The 1,916-nt window shown below is 74.3% G+C and carries 2 protein-coding genes; both read left to right on the forward strand.

The features are described 5' to 3' along the window. Window positions 1-201 precede the first annotated feature (201 nt). A complete protein-coding gene (locus AC13HU_RS36400) occupies window positions 202-1,113 on the forward strand; it encodes an SDR family oxidoreductase (RefSeq protein WP_483046276.1) in 912 nt (303 codons plus the stop codon). Window positions 1,114-1,251: 138 nt separating this feature from the next. Continuing rightward, a partial coding sequence (locus AC13HU_RS36405) for an ABC transporter substrate-binding protein (RefSeq protein WP_483046277.1) occupies window positions 1,252-1,916 on the forward strand: 665 nt, incomplete at its 3' end.

The following is a 1,916-nucleotide window of genomic DNA, read 5'->3' on the forward strand; positions in this document are numbered from 1 at the left end:
CAAGCGCGCTCCCGCGCAGGCGCGGTCGGGGCGGGGACCCGGCGCGGATACGGCGGGGGTTCGGCGGGGGTTCAGCGGGGTCCGGTGCGGGGGCCGGCACCGACGGCGTAGCGACAGTCTATGACGTTACGTGCTAGGTTGAAGAGCGTAGCGACAGTCTCTGTCGTCACGCGAATCATCGCTCGGTCAAGGGAGTTCAACGTGCATGTCTTCGTCACCGGAGGTTCCGGACTGACCGGTCCGACCGTCGTCGCCGAGCTGATCGCGGCCGGGCACAAGGTCACCGGTCTGGCGCGTTCCGACGCCTCGGCGGCGCGGCTGGAGGAGCTCGGCGCGGCCGTGCACCGCGGCTCGCTGGAGGACCTCGACAGTCTTCGTACGGGAGCAGAGGCGGCGGACGGCGTCCTGCACATGGCTTTCGGTGGCGACTTCGCCGACCCGGAGGACCTCATCAGGCGCGACCGCACGGCGATCGAGATGCTCGGCCGGGCGCTGGCGGATTCCGGCAAGCCGTTCGTCAGCACCTCCGGCACGCTGGTGACGACCGCGGGTCGGGTGAGCACCGAGCAGGACGCACCCGATCCCGCCTCGATCGCGGCCTTCCGCATCCCGGGCGAGCAGGCGTGCCTGGGCTCCGCCGCGCAGGGAGTACGCGCGAGCGTGGTCCGGCTGGCGCCCACCGTGCACGGCCCCGGCGACTTCGGCTTCGTCCCGATGCTCGTCGCCGCCGCACGCAAGACAGGCACCTCGGCCTACATCGGCACCGGCGCCAACCGCTGGCCGGCCATCCACCGTGCCGACGCCGCCCGCCTGTTCAGGCTGGCGCTGGAGGACGCTCCCGCGGGCAGCGTGCTGCACGGCGCGGGAGAAGGCGGCGTCACGCTCAGCAGCATCGCGGCCAAGATCGGGCAGATGCTCGGCCTGCCCACCGTCTCGCTGGCGCCCGAGGAGGCGGCCGAGCACTTCGGGAACCCCTTCATGGCCCGGGTGTTCGGCACCGACGCACCCGTCTCCAACGACCACACCCGGCAACTTCTCGGCTGGACACCGACCCACGCGACGCTGCTCGAAGACCTGGAGCACGGCGACTACTTCACCCCGCCCGCCGCCTGACCGCCGCACGCCGGTTGCCGGCCCGCCGCCCGCCCGCCGCGGGCAGGCACCCTTGTCGCGGGGGCCGGTCGGAGCGCAGGGTGGTGAGCACGCGGCGGGTCCCGCGGGGCCCCGCCCGGATCGCGAAGGGGGCACCGTATGACGAACGGCAGCGGGCAGCAGGCGGGTTGGGAGTTCACCGACGACCGGGGCAGCACCTCGTCCGGGCCGCTCGCGCCGCCGCGGGTGGTGGCGTACGTACGGGCCGGGGCGGCGCTGTGGGAGTACGGCGTGCGGCCGGTGGCGGTCTACGGGTCCGGCCACGACAGCGGTGCGGACGCCGACCCGGCGAAGCTCGGTGGGCTCGATCCGCGGCAAGTGGCGTACCTGGGCGGGGGAGCGGATGTCGCGCAGGACGCGCTGCGCGAACTGCGCCCGGACGTGGTGGTGGACGTGACGTACGACGGGAAGGCGCCGTACGCCCTCGCGGAGAGCGTCGCGGAGGCGGCGGGGGTGCCGGTGGTCGCGCTCGGCGTCGGCGGCGACGCGTCGCTGCGGACGATCCTCGGCCGGTTCGCCGACCTGGCGGCCGCGTTCGGCGCGGAATCCGGTGCCGTCGGTGGCGAACTGGCCGCGGCGGAGGAGGAGTTACGTGCCCTGGCGGTCGGCGACGGCACCGCCCGGGTGATCGCGTTGTCACCGGCCGGGCCCGAGCAGGTGCACCTGGCCCGGCCGGACACCTGGCCGGAGCTGAGGCATCTCGCGGACCTCGGGGTCCGGATGGCCGACCCCGGTCCCGGCCCCGGCATCAACTGGCGCAGCAC

The organism is Streptomyces sp. NH27 (genome assembly GCF_056859195.1).